Origin of the sequence: Kitasatospora sp. NPDC086009 (assembly GCF_044540385.1) — a bacterium.
GTDB lineage: Bacteria > Actinomycetota > Actinomycetes > Streptomycetales > Streptomycetaceae > Kitasatospora.
The window spans coordinates 32,698-54,037 of sequence record NZ_JBITSA010000006.1; the positions used below are offsets into that span (position 1 = coordinate 32,698).

At 73.2% G+C, this 21,340-nt stretch carries 5 protein-coding genes; all 5 read left to right on the top strand.

All coding sequences use genetic code 11. The annotated features are described in order from the left end of the window. Window positions 1-9: 9 nt before the first annotated feature. The 5 genes from ACIF6L_RS16815 (at window position 10) to ACIF6L_RS16835 (ending at window position 21,236) form a co-directional block, all read left to right on the top strand. Window positions 10-483, top strand: coding sequence for a YbaB/EbfC family nucleoid-associated protein (locus ACIF6L_RS16815; protein WP_396488638.1), 474 nt, complete (start codon window positions 10-12; stop codon window positions 481-483). Then, window positions 476-775, top strand: a complete 300-nt coding sequence (locus tag ACIF6L_RS16820) for a hypothetical protein (RefSeq protein ID WP_396488636.1) — start codon at window positions 476-478, stop codon at window positions 773-775. Before ACIF6L_RS16815 ends, ACIF6L_RS16820 begins: the two co-directional genes overlap by 8 nt. A gap of 76 nt (window positions 776-851) precedes the next feature. After that, window positions 852-19,283 (top strand): protein-glutamine glutaminase family protein, encoded by an 18,432-nt coding sequence (locus ACIF6L_RS16825; RefSeq protein ID WP_396488634.1) that lies wholly within the window; start codon window positions 852-854, stop codon window positions 19,281-19,283. A gap of 99 nt (window positions 19,284-19,382) precedes the next feature. After that, entirely contained in the window at window positions 19,383-19,826 is a 444-nt protein-coding gene (locus tag ACIF6L_RS16830; protein WP_380387469.1) for a hypothetical protein, read from the top strand. 123 nt (window positions 19,827-19,949) lie between these two features. Further along, a complete protein-coding gene (locus tag ACIF6L_RS16835; RefSeq protein ID WP_396488632.1) occupies window positions 19,950-21,236 on the top strand; it encodes a hypothetical protein in 1,287 nt (428 codons plus the stop codon). The last annotated feature ends 104 nt before the right edge of the window (window positions 21,237-21,340 follow it).

Here is a 21,340-nt window from a genome sequence, read left to right on the forward strand (position 1 = left end):
GGAGAAGGTATGTCGCACTCGTTCGAGGACCAACTGAACCAGGCCATGGCCTCGTTGGAGGAGCAGAAGGAGAGGCTGGCCGAGTCGACGCGCAAGATGCAGGCGATGACCGCCTCGGCGACCAGCAAGGACCGGATGGTTACCGCGAAGGTCGGCCCCCAGGGCGAGCTGCTCGCGTTGAGCTTCCACACCACCGCCTACCAGTCCATGGCCCCGGCCCAGTTGAGCACCGTGCTGAAGGACGTGCTCAACGAGGCCAAGGCCCGGATGGGTGACCAGATCACCGCCGAGATGCGCAGCTTCGAGGGCGTCGGAGAGACGCTGCGGATGGACTTCACCGGTGAGCGCGGCGACGAGGAGGGCCTGTTCGGGATCGGCGGCGGACTGGACCTGGACGCGCTGCTGGCCCCCCTCACCGCGATGCGCCCCGGCGCCGACCGGACGGTCAAGCCTTCCCGCAACCAGGAGGAGTTCCATGGCTGAGAGGCTGCGCAAGGAGGAGGGCCTCAAAGCGGCGTTCGCCAACTTCGACGACGTGGCGGCGCTGGTCGAGAAGATCAACACGGAGATGGAGGACATCAACCAGAAGAACGTCAAGGCCGGCGGCGGCGACGAGATCGGCAAGCAGTACCACGAGAAGATCGACAAGCCCACCGCCGACCTGTACAGCCTGACGTCGCAGATCCGCAACAAGCTGAAGGCGATGTCCGCGCACGGCCAGGGCACCGCCGACCTCTTCGACGCCACCGACGAGCACAACGCCGGCATGGTGTGAACAACCTTCGTTAGGGCCCGAGTTCGCCCGCCCCGCACCTTCGTACCGCCAGCCCCGCCCCCGGAGGCCCTGCGCCATGTCCCATTCGTCCATCCACGTCTCCCCGGGTGTGGCGGCGTTCTTCCACGCCATCAGCGGCATGCCCTGGCCGGAGAGCGACGAGGGGCTGCTGCGGGACGTCCGGGACGACTACCTCGCGCTGGCCCAGGACCTGCCGAAGCTGAGCGAGTACATCCTCGACGCGGTCCAGACCTGCAACACGAGGATGGAGGGCGAGGCCGCCAAGGCCTTCCAGAAGGAGTGGGGGCGGTTCACCAGCTCGGACCCGGCCACCGACCCCCTGCGCAACGCCGCCGGTCTCTGCACCCAGCTGGCCGAACTGGCCGGCAAGGTCGCCAACACCGTCGAGTACACCAAGTGGATGGCGATCGGCCAGCTCGTCCAGCTGGTCATCGAGATCGCCTTCGCCATCGCCTGGTCCATCTTCACCGGCGGTGCCTCCCTCGTGGCGCTGGAGTGGAAGAAGATCCTGACGAGGCAGTTCCTGATCCAGCTGCTGAAGAAGCTCGCGCAGCTGATCGCCCTGCACGCCTTCGGCGGCATCGTCGGCGGCCTGATCCTGGACTCGATCATCCAGGGCATCCAGTTCAAGCGCGGTGACCGGCACGAGTGGGACACGGAGCTCACCAAGCAGGCGGCGATCTTCGGCGCTCTCAGCGGTGCGATCGGCGGGCCGCTGAACCTGCTGGGCCTGGGCCTGGGCAAGCTGCTCGGCCCCCGCCTGGCCAAGCTGTTCGTGCAGAGCGCCCTCAACGACGTGATCAAGGGGTTGGCCGGGGGTGCCCTCAAGGGGGCGGGCAAGGAACTCGGCGAGGGAGTGGCGGCCGGTGCCCTCAAGGGGATCGGCAAGGGACTCGGTGAGGGCGCGGCGGCCGGAGCTCTCAAGGGGGTCGGCAAGGAGCTCGGTGAGGGCGCGGCGGCCGGTGCCCTCAAGGGCGCGGGCAAGGAGGCCGGTCAGGGCCTGGGCCACCTGCTCGGGAACGAGGCGGCCGAGCGGTTCGCCAGGGGCATCAGCACGCTGCTGAAGGAGAACGCCCAGTACCTGTCCAAGGGCTTCAAGGCCGGGCGCAAGGTGGGCGCCGCGACCGGCGAGAAGTTCGTGCGCCAGCTCGGGGAGCTCTTCGAGAAGGAACTCGGGCAGGAACTGGGCAAGAAGCTCGCCCGGGAGATGGGCGAGCACGTCGGGAAGCAGTTCGCCCAGCACTCGCTCAAGACGGTGGCGAAGGAGAGCAGTCAGGAAGCGCTGAAGGAAACCCTGGAGAACCTCGCCAAGGACGCCGGCAAGGTCGCGCTCACGCCCGAACTCAAGCTGCTGGTCGAGAAGATTCCCGAACTCGCCGGCGGCGTCAACAGGATGAACAAGATGTTCTACCTCGGGCACGTGCTGGGCAGCATGATCGAGTCGGGCATCAACCAGTACCTCACCGAGGGCATCTACAACACGATCTACAACGGCGAGTGGCAAGCCAGCGGCATGAGCTTCGTCGGCGGCTTCATGATGGCCGGCATGCGGCACATGATCATCGGGCTGGCCTCGCCGCTGACCCTGCGGTACGCGGACTTCGTCCGCGGCCTGGAGAGCTCGCGCGTCACCCCGGAGAGCGGTGACAACTACGGATACCTCCACCCGCTGACCTTCCTCTCGGTGATCAGCAACATGGGCGGGTACTCGGCGCCGCTCCCGGTGCCCCGGCCCGGGCACATCGACCAGATCGCCGGGACGCGACTGTCGGGCGGCGACGGCGCCGGGCTCAAGTCGGGCGCCGGCTCGCTGGCGTCCGTCCTCGGGTCCGGGAGCCACCACCCGGCGGAGAACGGCGAGGGTGTCCTCGCCGACCCCAAGGGCAAGACCAGCCACACCTCCTCGGTCGACGGCGGGTGGGATCCGAAAGCCCCCGCGCGACCGGTCGAGACGCAGTCCCGGGGCGACGGCCGGACGGGCGCGCCCGGTTCGTCTTCCGCGTCCCCGGCAGCCCCCGGCCACCGGGACGGCGCCGCTCCCTCACCCGCGCCCAGGACCCGAACGGGTGGCGGGCCCGAGAGCCCCGAGACCCCGAGGCCCGAAAGCCCCAGGCCCGAGAACGCCGGCGCCGGGGAGCGCGGCAGGACCGCGACGGCGTCCGCGGACGCCAACAACCAGGGCAGCACGAAGCCCCAGCCGCAGGCGCCCGCGCCCGACCCGGCGCGCCGCACCACGGTCGTCGACGAGCACGCCGAACCGCCCCTGAGCGAGCCCAGGAACGCGACGGGCGGCCCCGGGGGAGCGGGCGGACGAGCGGGGACGGACAACGGCCCGCAGCCGCAACCGCAGTCGCCCGCGAACGGTGACCGGAGCACGGCCCCGGTGCCGCCGCCCCTGCGCACCAGCACCGACGGCCCCGGCGACGCCACCGCGCCGACCCCGCCCGGCCGCCTCGACCCGAACCGCCCGGACGTACCGGCCGAGGGCTCGAAGACCCCGGACCCCCAGACCCCGGACCCCAAGGGCCCGGAGCCCAGGACCCCGGACGTGCCGGTCGCGGACCCGAACCGCCCCGCCCCGAACGGGCCGGTGCCGCCCGCCACCCCGCCCCGCGGTCCCAGGCCCGACGGTCCCACCGACCCGCACGACCCCGACGGCCCGCCCGTCCCCATCACCACCCACACGCCCTCCGGTCACGCCTACCACCGGGTCGACGCACCCGAGCACGCCAAGGTGCCCGCCGGCGACGAGCGGCGCACGGCCTGGCAGGACAAGCAGCAGGAGCTCGCCGAGCGGCACGACACCGTGCTCGCCGAGGCCGAGGCGAAGGAAGCCCTGCACAGCGAGGTCGAGGAACACCTCATCGAGGGCCACGCCGAGCTGCCCCGGGAACTGCGCGCCCTGACCGGCCCGGGCACCGAGGCGTGGCGACGCACCGCCGCCGACGTGCAGAGCGACATCGAGGCCCGCCCGCACGAGCGGGAGGAGATCCTCGCCGGCGCCGCCGACCGCCTGGAGCTGGCCGGCGCCCGCGAACTCGCCCTGCGGATCGCCGTCGCCCGCTTCGACCACCTGCTGACCGAGCGCGGCCTCGACCCGGCGGCCACCGGTGGCGACCACCCGAGTGCGGAGATCCGCCGGGAGGTCTCCGAGCGCTTCCGCTCCGACGCCGAACGCGACATCTCCCAGCTGTACGCCACCCGCGCCGATCTCACCCCCGAACGCAACGCCCTGGCCACCCGGGCGCTGGAACACCGGCTGCGCCGGGCCGCCGGGGACCTGGAGGTCCGGCAGGCCCGCGCCACGCAGACCGCGCGCATCGAGCGGGCGGTGGAGGACGCCCACGCCGACTGGAAGCGGGAGAACCTCTCCGAGTCGGACCGCGCGCTGCTGGACGCGCTCGGCGTGCCGAAGGACGCCCGGGTGTCGGAGGAGGCGCGCGACCAGGTCGCCGAGGCCATGCGCGAGCGGCTCGCCGAGGTCCACGGCCGTCACCAGGAGCGGACGGCCCTGGACGCCGACGAGAACGGGCCGGGCACCGGCCGCCGGGACGAGGACACGTTCCTGACGATCGAGGACGAGAACGGCGACGACCTCGCCCCCTCCGACCCCACCCGCAGGGGAAGGGACCGGCTCGAAGCCGACTTCCGGGACGTCTTCGAGAGCCACCGCGGCGGCCTGTCCCACGACTTCACCGTCCAGGCGGTCCGCGAGACCGTGTTGAACCGCTCCATCGACGCGGTGAAGGACGCGGTCGGGGCCTGGAAGACCAGTGCCCCCGAGCAGTTCGGTGCCGAGGCGCTGAGCGCACTGGGCCTGGCCGCCGGCCCGTCCGAAGGCGCGGTGGCCGCCGCCCGCGCCCAGCTCGCCCGCCTCACCGACCGCGCGGTCACCGAGCACACCGCCGCCGATCGCGACCCGGCCCGGCTCAAGGAGGAACTCGACCGGCTGACCGACCCGGCCGAGATCAACCGCCTGCTGGCCCTGCACGGCGCCCGCGAGGAGGCGCTGCGCGCCGCCGAGGACACCGCCCGCACCAAGGTCCCGCACGATCTGGGCGGCCCCGACACCGCCGACGGCACCGGCCACGGGACGGCGACGGCCGCCTCCGTCGAGACGGCCCTGGGACGGCCGGCGCGCGGCAGCCGCACCGACCGCTCCGAACCGCCGGCCTCCGCCGCGGCCCGGCGCGTGCGCGAGGGCTACACCGAGCGGATCCGCGCCGCGTTCGAGGAGAACTTCCGCTCCCTGCTGCGCGACGCGGACGCCGACCACAAGGCCGGCCTGCCCGAGCGGCTGGAGCAGTGGCGCCTCGAACGGGAGCGGCTGACGGAGGGCCTGGACCGGCACGTCGCCTTCGAACGCGCCGTACTCCCCGCCCGCGAGCACGCCGCCGTCGGCTACGACCGCCTCGCCGAGAGCCGCAAGGTGTCGGACGAGACCGTCCAGGAGCTGAAGACCCGCTACGGCGGCGAGTTCTTCGACGCCTACAAGGACCACTGGGGTCCGGAGGACCTGAACGGCGAGCACTGGCGCGGCCACGAAGCGGCCAACGAGAACGTCTTCGGCCGCCGCCCGTCCGAGGAACGGCCCGAGCCCAGGCCCGAGGCCGAGACGAAGCCCGAGGCCGAGACGAAGGCCGAGGCCGAGACGAAGCCCGAAGCCGAGACGAAGCCCGAAGCCGAGACGAAGCCCGAAGCCGAGACCAGGCCCGAAGCGGAGACCAAGCCCGAAGCCGAGACGAAGCCCGAGACGAAGCCCGAGCCGACCCCCGTACCCGGGCCGCTCACCCCGTCCGGCCCCCTCGTCCGTCCCCGGGACAGCGTCCGGGAGCCGTCCTCGGGCACGAAGCGGGACGGGGTCCGGCCCGAGGGTCACGAGCTCGCCGAGCAGGGCGACCGCCGCCCTCACACCCCCGCACCCGGGGACGGGGGGCCCGCGACCGCCGGGCCGTCGCAGGAGCGGGCACGCCCGACGCTCCTGACGACCGGGCAGGACCACGAGGGCACCGGGTCCCGCCGTGAGGTGCAGGAGCCGGTACACCAGGTGCCGGCCGGGAGGGAGCGTCAGGCCACCGAGGACGCCGTCTACCCGGTGGCGCAGCGCACGCCCGCGCAGGCCCCGCCGCCTCCGCCGCCCCCGCCGCCGGGCGGTCCGTTGGCGCCCCCGGCCCAGGGTGGTCCGCCGCCCCCGCCGCCGCCGGGCGGTCCGTTGGCACCCCCGCCGCCGGGCGGTCCGCCGCCCCCGCCGCCGGGTGGCCCGTTGGCGCCTCCCGCACCGGGTGGTGGTGCGGGACAGCCCGTCGCCGCGCCGTTCGTGTCGGTGCCCTCGCACGGGCCGGTCCAGGAGATCCGGGAGCAGCACCGCGCTGAGGACGAACAGCACCTCGCCGCACTGCCGCCGCACACCGGCGGGACGCCGACCGTGTCCCCGGCCGACGCCGCACTCGGGCATCAACTGAGCGAGCGCTACCCGCGGATCAGCCTGGTCGACCCGGGCTCACCCGGCAGCGGCCACCAGGTTGCCTTCCTGCGAGTGCTGGAAGGCCTGGCCAGGATGGGCTATTCCGGCGAGGTCCACCTGACGTTCGCGCGCGGCAAGGCGCCGTTCTACGCCGAACGGCTCGGCCGTTCGGCCGACCTGGCGCACCCGCGGCGCTCCTACGAGCTGTTCCACAGTCCGTGGACGGGCGTCCACCAGGGGATGCGGGTGACCGCACACCCGGCGGGAGCGCCGCTGGACGTCGCGTACAACCCGGTCGCGCGGCGGATCGCCGCCGACGTGGAGACGTACTGGAAGTACTTCGCCTGGAGCGGGGCGAGGCCCGAGGGGGCCTGGCTGGACTCCAGCAGGCCGAGCGCACCCGTGCGCAGCCGGTACCTGGGCGACAATCCGCAGATCCAGCAGGACTTCCGGGACTCCGTCACGAGGGAGGACAACCGCGACCGGCCGATCAGTCCCGACCAGCACCTGACCTCCGACGTCCTGACGGCCGGCGCCCAGTCCTCCGGGCAGGGCCGGACGCTGACCGTCTTCGCCGCCCTGGACGCTCCGCACGGCGGGGACACGGCCGGCTACTTCGAGCAGAACCTGACCTCGTCCCTGCGGGAGATGACCGGGGAGCAGGATCCGGACGTCCTGGTCCTGCAGCCCTTCCTGTGGGACAGCCACCCCCGGCAGATCCGCCGCGGGGACGACGTCCTGGCGGAGCTCTGGCACGACCAGGGCGCCACCGTCACCTACCCCTTCCGCCCGCAGCCCGTCCCGGAGGACCTCCCGGGCCACGTCCGCGACCACTGGCCGGCGGCCACCGGCGCCGACGACCCGGTTCCGTACCTGGTCGCCGACCTCCTGCGGCGCGCCCAGAACAGCGAGATCCGGCTGGCCACCGCCTACTACGGAGACTCCATCGACGGCACGGTCCGCCACCGGGACATGGCCGCCCGGATGGAAGCCGCGCTGCGGGATGTCCCCGGCCCGCCCCGTCCGTCGGTCGTGGTCCTGCTGGGAGCCGGGCCGAACGAGCGACAGAACCCCGCGGAGCTGCTGGCCGGCCTCCGGGGCCTCTCCGACGCGCCGTCCGACGACCGCGGCGCCCACCAGCTGCGGCTGGGACGCGTGGAGCCGGCGGTGATGGAACTGTTCGAGCGCTACTCGACCCTGGTCGTCACCGAGGGCGCCAACACGTGGCAGGAGATCCTCACCCTCGCCACCCCCGGCATCTCGGCCCGCCCGGGCGGCGAGACCCGCCCCTGGACGCTGGCACCGAACGGCACCCCGTCACAGGGCGGCCACCGGATCGGTGAGGCCTCCGCGGCGCTCGCCACCGGGAACACCGCGGAGCTGGCCACCTTCCTGCACGACCTGGACAACCCGACCGGCGAAGTGCGCGAGTACCTGGACGCCTGGCGCGAGTCCCTGAGCGCCGACGCCAACGACCAGTTCCGCAGCGCGGTCGAACAGCTCCTCGGCCAGCCGGAGCCCCCGGCCGGCGGGAACACCGGGGCGGCGACGGCGGTGCACCAGCCCGCCCAGGCGCCGGCCGGGCCCGCCGCCGTACCCTTGCCGGTGCGGGAGCCGGGGCCGGTCGCGCCGCCGGAGGGCACGGGCACGGTGCTGCCCGCCTCGTCCTGGGCCGACATCCGCACGTCGGCGCCGCCCGCGCGGATGGAGACGGTGCGTTTCGACCCCCTGGTGCGCGGTCAGGGGGGGCCGGGCGCCATCGCCGGGCCCGGGGTGCGCGAGCAGTACGAGGCCCGGCAGTTGAGCCTGGGCGGGCTGCACGGCGCCGACACCACGATCAGCTACGACGCGCGGCGCTTCGAGGTCCGTCCCGGGCACTGGGTCACCGAGTTCACGCTGAACCTGCACCTGCAGGGGCCGGACGGCCGCCCGCTGCCCGCGCACGAGGCCACCCGGATGCTCGACCGGGTCCGGTCGGTGGTCGACGAACGCTTCAACGAGCGATTCCGCCTGCCCGGCGGGGACCAGGTGCACCTGCGGGTGGACGGCACGCCGGACGCGGCCGGCGCGCACCAGACGGTCACCGTGGTTCCCGGTCGCGAACGCAGCGACCAGTTCACCTGGTCCGACGAGAGCCCGCCCGGCGTGCTGCTGCACGAGGCGCTGCACTACCTCGGCCTGCCGGACGAGTACGTCGAACCGGCGGCGAAGCCGGGCGACGCGTTCGCGCTGCGCCGCCGCGACCGGTGGGCGGGCGAGAACGGTGTGATGGGCACCTCGGCCCACCGGGACGACTTCACGGTGCTGCCCCGGCACCTGGAGCGGATCGAGGACGTCCTGCGCTCGGGCCCGGTCCTGCGTGACCTGCCGCTCGGGCAGGAGCGCCCCCGCCCGGAGACGGTGGACGTGCCACCGACGCAGCGGCACCCGGAGACGGTCGAAGCGCCGCTGACGCAGCGGCACCCGGAGACCGAGGGCTCCGGCGCGCTGACCCCGACCGGCAGCGCCACCCGCGCCGGCGACGTCGCCACCAGCAGGGCGCCGAACGCTCCCGCCCCGGTGCACGAATCACGCGTGAACGTGCTGGACGGGGGCCGGCTGTACCACGTCGTCGATGTGCCGGGCGACGGCGACTGCCTGCTCCACGCCGTCCTCGCCGGCGCTCGTGAGCTGGCCGGCTGGCAGCACGGCGACCTCACCGTCGACGGGCTGCGCGAGCTGGCGTCGCAGTGGTTCCGCAGTGACGCCGGCGCCGTGCTGCGCCACAACGCCGACAACACCGGCCAGCGGCCCCAGGACCGTCTGGAACCCGACGAGCGGACCCGGACCTGGCAGGTGCGCCGCAACCCCGGGGACGAGCCGTCGACGCTCTCCGCCGACCAGCTCGGGAACCTGCGCATGAGCGACCTGTACGACATGGGGCTGCGCAACCGGTCCCTGTGGAACACCTCCTTCTACGACCAGGCGCCGGTCATCATCGCCCACGCCCTCGGCATCCACCTCGTGGTCCACCAGGGGAACACCCGCGCCGCGTACAACTCCGACGTGCAGGGCCGCGAGGTGCACGTCTACCGCGATCCCGGTGAGGGCCTGGCCGCGCACTACTCGGCGCTGCGCCCCGACACCCGGGCGCCGGTGGCGGTGGAGACCACCCGTCCCGTCGACCCGCAGGTGGCGAAGGAGCTGGCCGGCCGCGTCCAGCCGGACATGGTCGTCGTCACCATGGAGCCCGGGCAGCCGGTCTTCCGGGTGACCGATGCCGTGACGCTGCGGGGGTACCTGATCCAGGGCAAGATCGGCGCGGTCAAGAACAAGGAGGGGTGGTCCCAGCTGGGGCCCGGGCTCTACACGGGCCACGACTTCGGTCACGCCGCCGCCTACAGCGACACCCTCTCCAACCTGCCGGTGGTCATGGAGTTCGCCCTCTCCCGCGGGGCCACGGGCCTGAAGGTGGAGAACATCACCCAGAACTGGACGGACAAGGAAGTTCCGCAGACGCTGGCGAAGTACGACTTCCTCACCGACGGGACGCAGTTCAAGTTCCACCCCCGCTTCTACGACGGCCTCCTCCGGGAAGGGACGCAGCCCGCGGACAAGCAGAGCGGCCTGCGGATCGCCGGTCTGAAGGTGAAGGAGGGCGAAGCGCTCTGGAACCACTACCGGACCGAGGACTTCGTCCCGGAGTTCGACGGCTACCTGATCAAGGCGCACCAGGACAAGGCGGCCCAGCACCCGCGGAGCCAGGACATGCCCGGCCCCGTCCGCGAGCCGGATCCGGTCCCGATGAACGCCGTCCTGGACGCCGCCCCGCCCGCCTCGCCCAGGGACCTCAGGCGCATCGCCTACCGCGAGCACGCCGAGGCCTTCGAGCAGCGGCTGGCCACTCACCTGCTCCAGCGCGAGGACGTCCAGCGCGAGGTCAAGAAGGTCGTGGACCTGGCCTGGGCCATGACCACCGGTGACAAGGACAAGGTCAAGTTCGGCTCCAGGAGCACGGGCACGACCGGCATGGTCGGTACCGACCGGCACCTGCTGCAGGAGGTCGTCGACCGCGGCAACCTCCGGGAGCGCATGGCGCTGCTCTACAACGGCTACACCTCCAACCACTTCGCCAAGCTCGTCCGACAGCGGCAGCTGCCGCGACCGGAGCAGCTGACGCGGGAACGGGCGGACCGCCACGACATCGGTGCCGAGGTCGTCAACCCGTTGACCGCGGAGATCAAGAAGGTCTACGGGGAACTGCTGAAGGGGCCCGTCGGCGAGTCCGAGCAGGAGGCGCCATTCGGATCGTTCCGCACCGACGAGCCGTACGGACCCGTCATCGACCGCATCCGGGACGACTACGCCCAGCGCCGGAGCGAGCAGATCGGGGACTGGAACCGCAAGCAGGTCGTCGACGGCGCGCAGAAGGCGGCGGAGCGCCGGGCCAGGAGCATTCTCGAAACCGACCGCAACCCCCTCGACGTCAACCCGCCGCTGGGCCGGGGCGAGTGGTACAGCGCCGTGGACAAGGACGGCCGGCTCGGTTGGCAACCGGGTGCCAAGAGCTTCCACTACAAGCTCGGTTCCAAGTTCCAGCAGGACGCCCACGACAGCGGGGGACTGGTCGTCAGCGGCACCTCCGGCACGGCCTTCGGGATGCTCCAGGCCGTCAAGGAGCTCGCCAGGACGAAGGAGGGCAGAGCGGCCCTCGCCGACATGAAGGCCGAGCCCGTCGACTTCGAGCTGTTGAGGCTGGGGCTGCTCGGCTGGATGGTGGAGTCGGACGACCACACCTTCCACGAGATCATGACCGGTTCCCGGTTGTTCTCGGAGAGCCTCACCCCGGAGGAGCGCGCGGATCCGAACCTCACCAGGACGGACCTCGCCTACAGCGACACCTACCACCGCTACCGCTTCCTCGCACCGCTGACCGAGCACGAGCTGCGGACGGACGTGGCGCCGGAAGGGCGCTTCCCGGACGAGCACCTGGTCGGGGACTGGTCACTCGACGACCTGGCCGACCCCCATCCTGACCCGGACCCCGACCCGGACCGCGTCCCCGACCCGGGCGGCGACCTCCACCGGCCGGCCGGCGCGCCGCCGGTCCCTGTCGATCCGGTCGCGGTGGACCTGGCCCGGCGTCACCTCACCGCCGCGGCCGAGAACCCGGCACTCCGCGAGTTCATGGGGCGGATCAGGAACGGCGCGTTCACGAGCAAGCGCGACGACGAGGGCATGCTCAGGGTCCGTGAAGGAGAGCGGTACGAGTCCCTGCTCGGAGACGTGCAGGCGTTCCTCGACCACGCGCAGGCGATCCAACCGGCCGGGGCGCAGGCGACGGAGGGATCGCTGAACCTGTACCGGGCGGTTCGGATGGACCCCCAGGGTCGCGAACGGGACGTCTTCACCGAACTGCTGCCGTCGTCCACCTCCTTCGACCGGCAGTTCGTCCAGGACTGGATGGCGAACGGGGGCGGAGCCGACAACTACGCGCTGTTCGAGATCCATGTGCCGCTGTCCCATCCCATGCTGGCGCTGTCGTTCCCGCCGGGCCACGCCAGGGCGGAGAACGACCCGGCGCCGGTGAACGAGAACCAGTCCGAGGTGACGCTCGGCCCCAGCCACCTGAGAGTGATCGCGCGGGAGGAGGACGGCCGTTTCCACGTCATCCGGGTGGACACCGACCCCATGTCGGTCGACGACATCCGGGCCGAGGTCGCGAACTCGTCCAGCAGCATGTCGATGCCGGATGCGTTCCAGGCGTTCACCCGGTTCTTCAGCGAGGGCTCGCTGCGGACCGCCTACCCCCACGACCTCGAGCCCTACCACCGCATCACGGAGTCGTGGTCGCCGGACGGCTCCCAGAAGACCGTCAGGATCGAGCACCCCCACGAGAAGTTGAGCGGACAGTTCCTGGAGGTGACGATCAGCCACCAGGGCGAATCCGTCTCGGTCCTCTGGCGCTCCAGCGACGACACACCGTCCGATGGAGGCGAACCCTACGTGCGGGATCCGCTGGTCTACGACGCCACGAAGATCGGCGACGTGAGCGGGAGCCTTCGCGCGCAGAAGCTGGCCGAGCACGTCAGCTTCGAGTCGATCGAACTCCCGTTCGACTGGTACGACCCCGACGTGGTGCCCGAGGCGCCGGACGCACCGAGCGTCCTCGACAACGGCTCCGACCGGCACCAGCTTTTCACCGACGGCGAGTTGGTGACCCACGCGATCGTCGGCGAGGACGGCGCCGACGTGGGGCGTTCCTTCCACACCGAGGCGGACTTCGGCCTGCGCCGGGAGACGCACCTGAACTTCCCCTCGGAGCGGACGGCCGCCGAGAACCAGGTCGCCAACCCGGACTTCGCGCCAAATCGGGCCGTCCGCCCCGACGGCGGCTTCGACTGGGCGGCCGTCCATCGGGGCGAGAACAAGCCCGGCGAGCGCGACGGCGACGACGCGGACGTGCACGTGCCGTGGGACCCGAAGAGCAAGCCGTACTTCGCCAACCTGCACGGCGCCGGGAACTGGTTGAAGGTCGCCGTGCGCACGCCGGCCGGCACGGAGGGCTACAAGTCCGTCTCGTACCGGGACTTCGGCGGCATGCTGAACCGCCGGGCGAGCCTGTCCGCCCGGGCGGAGGAGTCGCCGGTCGTGTTGCTGGCGTGCGAGGCGGGCCTGTCCCGCGTGAACCTGGGGCTGATCGCCGACGCCACCGGGCGCACCGTGCACGCGACGACCGGGAAGACCTACGTCGCCAAGGAGGCCGACGGCAGCACCAGGCTGGTCCAGCTGCGCCGGCCCGGCCAGGACCGCCCCGGGTTCGTCACCGTCCACCCCACCGGCAGGGACACCGGCGGCGACCCGGGCACGGCCGCTCACCGCACCGTCACCGAGACCACCGCCGCGCACGGGACCGACGAGAACACCCCCACCGTCCGCACCGTCATCGACGCCCACGACGAGATCACCGTCCTGGCGGAACACGGCGAGAGCACCGCGCCGGCCGCCCAGGACGGGAACGCCCGGCCGCCGCTCGACGGCGGGCCGATGCGCCTGACGGACCACCCGTCCGACGTCCCGGTGCGGATGCCCGGCCCGGACGCCCTCGACCCGTTCCGGGCCGAGCGTGCGGGGGACCAGCTGGGCGACCTGCGCCGGCGGCTCGCCGACCTGCCCGAGGGCAGCCCCGAACGCCGGCAGCTGCAACGGGAGATCGACCGGACGCAGGAGAGGCTCCGGTCCGCCTTCACGACCTTCCTCGACCACGACGGGAGCGACCTCGCCGCCGCCGCGCGGGTACGCGAGGAGGAGATCGAACGGCTGCGGACCCAGACGCCGGCCCCGGGGACCTGGCAGGAGGACCACCGGCGCCGGCAGCTGGACACGCTGGAGCTGGAGGTCCGCGAACTCGAGGCCGAACTCGACCGCCACGCCCTGGACACCGAGTCCAAGCAGCGGATGGTCCCCAGCGCGCGGGACCTGGCACTGGTGGCGCACCTGCGGGAGCCGCAGAAGCACCCACTGGAGGATGGGGCACACGAGTCGGCGCTCCTGGACCGCCTCACCGGCGCCCGAGTCGACTGGACCGCCCTGCACCCGGTCCAGGCGGCCGCCCTGGTCATGGTCGAACGCAAGGCGATGGCCTTCGAGCAGCGCGACCGCGCCCTGCTCGCCGAGCGGCTGACCGCGCCCACCGGCGAGTGGCGGTGGGCGGCGAAGTACCCCCGGGACACACCCGAGGCGGTCGACCGGCTGATCACCGACGTCGAGAACCACATGCGCGACACCATGTACATCGCCACCAACTTCCACTTCGACCAACCGCTCAACGCCAACCGCCAGACCACCTTCGGCACGTCCGGCCGCGGCTTGGGCGGGTGGGGATCGAAGTCGAAGACCCTGCTGGACAAGCTGATGGCCGACAAGCAGGGGCTGTTCCGCAACGCCTGGGAGACCGGCGCCTCGCAGGCCGCGGTCGTCCCCTCGCGCCGCGGCGGCGTCGAGGAGCACTTCGGCTACGCGCCCGCTCTGCGCCGCAGCCACGACACCCGCCACCTCTACCAGGACACCGGCAGCGACGACAGCCGGTTCAAGCCCGCGAAGGACGACCGCGCCCTGCTGCCCAAGTACGGGGCGCTGGTCTCCGACCTGCAGCCGTTCGGCGTGGCACGCCGCTACGGCGCGTTCGCGCTGCACTGGTCCGACGACATCCGGGGCCGCGTCACCCACACCCCCAACGACTCCTGGACGGCGCGCGAGAAGGGCGCCCTGTCGGTGACCTCCGACTCCCACCTGCTGCCGCTGCTGCTGTGGGGCGAACCGGCGATGGTGGAACGGGTCTTCGGCGAGGCGACCGGTTTCCGGCACGACCCGGACTTCGGCGCGCGGATGCTCACCGAAGGCATGGACACCAACAGCTACTTCGAGACGCAGATCCACGGTCCGCTGTCCTGGCGCGACCTGCGCCACGTCGTCATCAGCCACCAGCGGCCGAGCGACACCCCCGTCCCCCGGCGCGACCAGCAACTGCCCACCCGGGAGCGGGCCGAGGAGATCGCCGACAAGCTCCGCGCGTTCGCGGCCAAGAAGGGCCACACCTTCACGGTGGAACTGCGCCCGGCCGGCACCATGCCGGAGCGCAACCGCCCGCAGGACGTCCTGGTCCCCACCGCCGCGCCCGCCCCGGCCCCGCAGCCGCACCCGGGTGCCGGCACCGGCCTGACCACCAGCGGCGACGGCCAGGTCCACAGCACGGCCGAGCAGCTCGTCGGCCAGCCCGAACCCCCGGCCGGTGGGAACACCGGTGCGACGACGGCGGTGCGCCGGCCCGCTCAGGCTCCGCCGGTTCCCGAGCAGACGCCGCCGGTTCCCGAGCAGACGCCGCAGGTTTCCGAGCAGGCTCCGCCGCAGAGCGCCCCGCTGCCACCTGCCGTCCAGCCACCTGCCGTCCAGCCACCTGCCGTCCTGCCGCCCGCCGCGAACCGGGACGTCCCCGCCACCCGGACGGGCCTGCGGATGGCCTCCGGCGCGTTCGTCGGGGACGAAGGACGGAACAACAACCGCCCGGCCGACGTCCTGGCACTGACCCGCCGACTGGAGGACCTCGGCGCCGTGGCACCGGACCGGGCCGAACAGGTCCGGCAGGACACGGAGCCGTTGCAGCGCCGTATCGAGGCCCGGGCCAGGAACCGCAACGCCCCACCGCTCAGGCTGCCGGTGCCCCCGGCGACCGTCGAGCCGCTCGTCCGGGCCACGGCCGAACACCTCGCCTCGCCGCTGATACCCGAGCACGCCGGCGCGCTCGGCCTGACGCTCTCCGCCAGTGTCGGCCCCGGCGGTGCCAACCGCAGCGCGGACGTGACGGCGGTGGGCCGCAGGCTGCACGATCTGGACCTGCTCGCCGGCACCGACCACAGCGCCCTCGACCACCCGGCCGACGGCGCCGCACTGCCACCGCCCGTCCTGGACGCCCTCCTGACGCTGCGCGCCGACCACCTGGCCGGCCGCTTCGACCTGCCCGCCGCGGAGGGCGGCCGGCAGCTGGCGCAGGCCATGCACGGCCTGTCCGAGCGCGGGGTCGTCCTGGACTGGCGTGCCTCGGGCGCCCTCGACCTGGAGCGCACCGCCTTCGCGGACTGGGCGCTGGAAGGCCCGGCGGACCAGCCGCCGCCGTTCGCGCAGGACACCACGCTCAACTGCTGGGAGTCCGTCCTGCTCACCGCCCACACGGCCGGGCTGATCAACTGGGACCGGATCCACGACCTCTACGCGGCCGACCTGACGGGCCCCCAGTGGACGGCCAACCTGATCGCCGGCCTGCTGCCGCACACCAGGACCACCTACGACGCGAACGATCCGCACACGCCGCTCCCGCGTGCGGGCGACATCGTCGTCTTCGGTCGGGGCGACCACGTCGCCGTCGCCACCGGCCGCACGGATGAGCACGGCGCGCCGCGCCTGCTGAGCTTCGGCGTCAGCCCCAAGGACGACCCGGCCGAGGTCAACCGGGTGATCGAGCTCAGCGCGCCGGACCTCTACGTGGGCCCCGCCGAGTTCGGACCCGGCCCCTGGAGCGAGCGCCCGGCACCCGACCAGGTGGCGTCGCAGGAGTCCGCGCACCCGGAGGCCGCGCTGACGACGGTGCCCGACGCCGGGCACTTCGGTCCTGGCCCCGAGCACACGCCGGTTGCGGACCCGCCGGTCACCGGCCGCCGCGGCGAGCTGCGCGAGGCGCTGGTCCACCACGAGGCCTCGGGCGCCTACCGGCTGGACGACCCGGCGGTCGGCGAGCAGGCCCGCCGGCGGATGGCCGGGACGCTGGACCGCTTCCCCGCCGACGAACGCTTCCTCACCGTGGCGATGCACACCGGCCCCGACGGCGTGCCGCGCTGGCAGAACACCCGAGTCACCGAGGGCGAAGTCGCCGACCTGCTCGCCTCGTTGTACGAACAGCGGGCCTGGGACGGGAACAAGCCGGTGCAGCTGGTGGCCTGCTCGTCGGCCCGCGAGGGCGAGACGTCGTTCGCCGCCGGCGTGCTGCGGGAGCTGCGCCTGCGCCTGCCCGGCCTGGACCTGGAGGTCTACGCCCCCAGCGGTCTGGCCTGGTTCGCGCCCCCGGTCTCGGGGCCGTTCCGCAGCGACCCGCACGGCCCCGGGGCGCTGGTGGTCGCCCGGCAGGTCGCCTTCGACAGTGCCGGCCGTCCCGTTCTGGTGGAGGACGGCGGCTGGGTGAGCCTGACGGCCCCGCGCGGCGCGTCCCCCGACGCCCCGCCCGTGGTGCGTACCCTCGGCGCCCACCTGCCGGTGAACGGAACGCTCCCGCCGCGCTCGACGCCGGCGCCCGAGGGCTACACCGTGATTCCGGACCGGTCCGCGCCGAACGGCGACCGGTTGGCGTCGCACAGCGACGCGGTGGCGTTCTCCGGACGCCGGCGCAAGGGCGGGATCGTGGACTCGGACTCGGACTCGGACTCGGACTCGGGGTCGGGTTCGGATCCGGGCGAGGGCCCGAGCTCGGGCAAGCGCGTCCGGCCGAACGATCCCTCCGATTCGGACGAGGAGATGGTGTCGGACGACGACACCGGCAGTGAGCTCGCCGATTCGGCGGAGGACTACCGCGACCTCCTGCGGGTGGTAGGCAGGCGTTCCGACCAGCTCGCGGCCTTGTGGGGGAGGGCCGAGGTCGGCAACGCCCCGAATGCGGTCTTCACCCGGATCAGGGCCGAACGCGATGTGCTGACGGCCATCCAGAACGTCGGCCTGGTGCACTCGGTGCGGGCGGCCGACGCGCTGCTGGGGCTGCTGAACCACGAAACGGAGAACCGGCGCCAAGACCTGACCGACCGCCGCGACGCCCTGGCCGAGCACGCCGTCCCACTGCCCTCCGCCGACCGGTTCCAGGCGCTCCACACCGAGGTGATGGGCCGCTACAACCCCGAGGGCGGCAACCTCGCCCAGAACTGCGAGTTCCGGGCCCACGCCCTGTCCGAGCTCATCGCCGCGGCAGACCCGGGGATCGGCCGCCAACACCTCGCCAAGGTCTGGGCCTATCCCGCTACTGAGCACGGGCGGCTCCACCCGGACCACGAGTGGAACCACCACGTCGCGGTGCTGGTCGAGACAGCGGGAGAGAGCCGGGTGATCGATCCGCTGCTCTTCCCCGACCGTGCGGTCCGGTTGGCGGACTGGCAGGCGGTGCTCGCCATGCCCGGGCAGGGCGCACCGCTGACGCACCGGGCGCCGTGGGAGTTCTTCGGCGCCCCGGACCGCGAAGGCCGGCTGGACACCGAGTCCGCTGCTCTGATCGACGGGGCGACCAGGCAGCAGATCGACGGCTGGAAGCGCCAGGGCCCGACCTCGGTGGACGGCGCGCACGTCTTCGGGGACGCCGACGCCAAGAGCACCGAGTCCAAGAGCACCGAATCCAGGAGCACCGACGCCCTCACGTCCGACCTGGTCGAAATGGCGCTGTCGGGCAAGCGGACGGCGGCCGACGCGGACGGGGAGGGGAAGCCGGAGGAGGCGACGGAGGGCAAGGGCAAGGACAGGGCCGAGGACACCGCCGAGGACACCGTCGTGAAGCCGGACCCCGACACCGTGGAGGTGGCGAGGGCGGTACTGGACGACTCCCTCCTCGCTCCGCTCTTCGCCGGCACCGACGTGACCAAGACCTACGCCGTCATCGGCCTGGAGTTGAAGGGCGACAAGAGCTGGCAGACCACGGAGGCCGTCACCAACGGCAGGGACGAGTCCATCAACGGCAGCCGGTCGCTCCAGGCCGCCGACCGCTGGGCGCAGGAGAACGGCCTGAGGACGCAGCGCTACGACGCCGAGGTGAAGGGGCTGGCGAAGGCCTACCAGCAGATGAAGGACTGGGGCTTCGCGCCGGTGCCGTCTTCCGGCAAGCCGCCGGAGAAGGCCGCCCTGCGGCCCGGTGCCCAGCTGCCGCCCCAGCCCGAGGGTGTGCTCACCGTGCTCTCCTCCCGAGGCACGTGCGCGAGCTGCAAGGACGTCGTCAAGGACTTCCGGGAGGCGTTCCCGAAGGTCAGCACCTACGTGGGGTACACGATCGCCGCCAAGCAGAAGTCGACGTCCTCGGACCAGGAGCGCACGTACACGAGGGATGGTAAGGAGGTACCGGGCACCATCGAGTACGGCTGGAAGCAGACGTCCAGGCTCAACTCCACCAGCGCGTACCTGCCCAAGGGGAAGGACATCGCCTTCAAGTACTTCCCCTCGAAGGACGGCGAGGCCGCCTGGAACGAGAGGCTCGCGGACAGGGCGGCCGAGGAGGCGGCCGCGGCACGGCGGGCGGCGGAGGCCGAGGCCCTGAATGTGATCGACGGAGCGGTCAGGCCGAAATCGGCGGAGAGGGTGATGAAGTTCGTCGAGGACTACACCGGTCCGGAGGACGACTTCGTCACGCAACTCGACAAGCACATGAAGAGCGGCTTCCTGGCGTGGAAGCTCACCCCCGAACTGCGAGCCGCCCTCCCGCTCTGGTTCAAGCGCAACCCGCGGCCGGCCATCAAGGGCAGCAGCTGACCGGCTCCGCGCCCCACCCGGTGAACACCGCCCGCTCCGGGCGCCGTTGCCCCGGGTGGGGGCACCCGGGGGCGGGGCCGACAAGCGAGGGAGCAGGACATGGATCAGCAGCAGGAGCACGAGGATGTCGGGGAGTTCCGGCTGGCGGCGGTGTTCGACATGGTCGACCCGGTGACCGGGCCGGGGTTCTCGGACCGCGCGGTGGTCGAGGACGCGACGGAACGGGCCGCGCTGGCCGGGTACCTGCGGGCCGGCGCGGAGGTGTTGATGACGCCGATGCTCATGGACGACATCTTCGACACCTCCCGGCAGGGCGCCGTCCCGCTGAACTACCGCACCGACGGCGAGTGGATCTGGACCGACACCGTCACCTACTACCTGGAGGAGTACGACATCGCTCCCGAACCCGGGCTGCTGGCTCACCTGCGCGAGCGGGGCGACGCACGGCCCCAGCCGGATGCGGCGACCCTGGAGCGGGCGGCCGACTTCGTCCTCCACCCGCCGCAGCCGGCCGAGCCGGCCTGGCGCCTGGACACCGACTGAACCCCGCGTGCCCCGCCGTCCGTGAGTTCCTAAGGGACGGCTGTGTCGGGCGGCCGCTGAGGCCGGGACGGGCCGTCCCGGTCGGGTGTCGTTGTCGAGAGCCAGGAGGCCCGGGTGGGCAAGGTGCGCAACGGACGTGAGAGTCAGCCGTCGGGCGGGGGCGTCCAACTGCCCGCCGTGGCATGGGCGGTGCCCGAGCCGGCCGAGGAGGCCGGGCAGCCGGCGGAGGCCGCGGCCGGGCCCGCGCGGCGGGCGCCCGCCGCTGTGGGCGCCGCCGGGGCGATGCCCCCGGTCGGGGAGAGCGGCGCCGCGGCGCCCGGGCAGGCCCGCGCCGGGGTGAGCGCCGTGCCCGCACCGGCGGGAGCGGCCGAGGAGGAGGGCGGCCAACGCCGCCTCCCCAAGTCGATGGTGGCCGCCGCGGTGATCGCCGGCCTCGTGCTGGTCGGGGTGCCGCTGGCCCTCTCCGGGTTCGGCGGGGACGGCCCCCACACCCCCGGCGCCGACGGCCCGCCGCCCGCCGGGTACTCCCAGCCGGACGGCGGCGGCGACGGCTACGTGCCGGGCCCCGACGCGCCCGGAAACCCGCCCGGTAACCCGCCCGGCGACCAGCCCCCGCAGCCCGGCCCGCCGGCCGACGGCCCGGCACCCGGGGACGGCGTGGTCCCCGCCGCCGCCGGGGCCGCCGCCCTGCCCGACGCCGTCCAGGCCCCCGACCCGGGCCCGAGCGCACGGCCCACCGGTCGTCCCGCCACCGGCACCGCGGCGAGCGCCCCCGCACCCGCCCAGGGCGCCGGACAGAGCACCGCCCAGACCACCGGACAGGCCGCCGGCACGCCGCAGCCCCAGCCGCCCGCCGCCGAGCAGCCCGCCGTGCCCCCGGCCAAGCCCACCCAGCAGGCGGCCCCGCCGCCCCCGCCCCCGCCGCCGACCTACTACGCCGTCGCGGGCCCCGGCTGCGGCGGGTCCACCTCCATGCAGCTGAACGGCTGGTACGACAAGGGCCAGGAAGGCTGGCGTCGCAACTCCGGCGGCTACACCGGCGACGGCTGCGGCGGTGGCTTCAGCTCGGTGCCGATGTCCGGCGACGCGAACGACGACAAGAGCAACTCGGTGGTGTGGACCTTCACCACCGGCCCGGTCACCACCGGCACCTGCAACCTGTCGGTCTTCGTGCCCGACGGGGACATCAAGGCGGTCGGCGGCGCCCCGACCTACTACACCGTGCAGGACAGGTCCTTCGAGGTGAACCAGGTCGCCCACCGGGGCCAGTGGGTCTCCGCGGGCACCTTCCCGCTCAGCGGCGGAAGGATCGCCGTGGTGCTCCACAGCCGCGGCAACGACTGGAAGGGCGGCACCCAGACCTACGCCCACCACGCCGCCTCCGCGGTCAGGGCCAACTGCACCGGCTGACCCGCGGCCCGCACCACCGGCGGCCCATCGACCGCCGCCCGCACCACCGGCAGCCCAGCGACCGCCGCCCGCACCACCGCCCGACCAGCGTCACCGCCCCACGA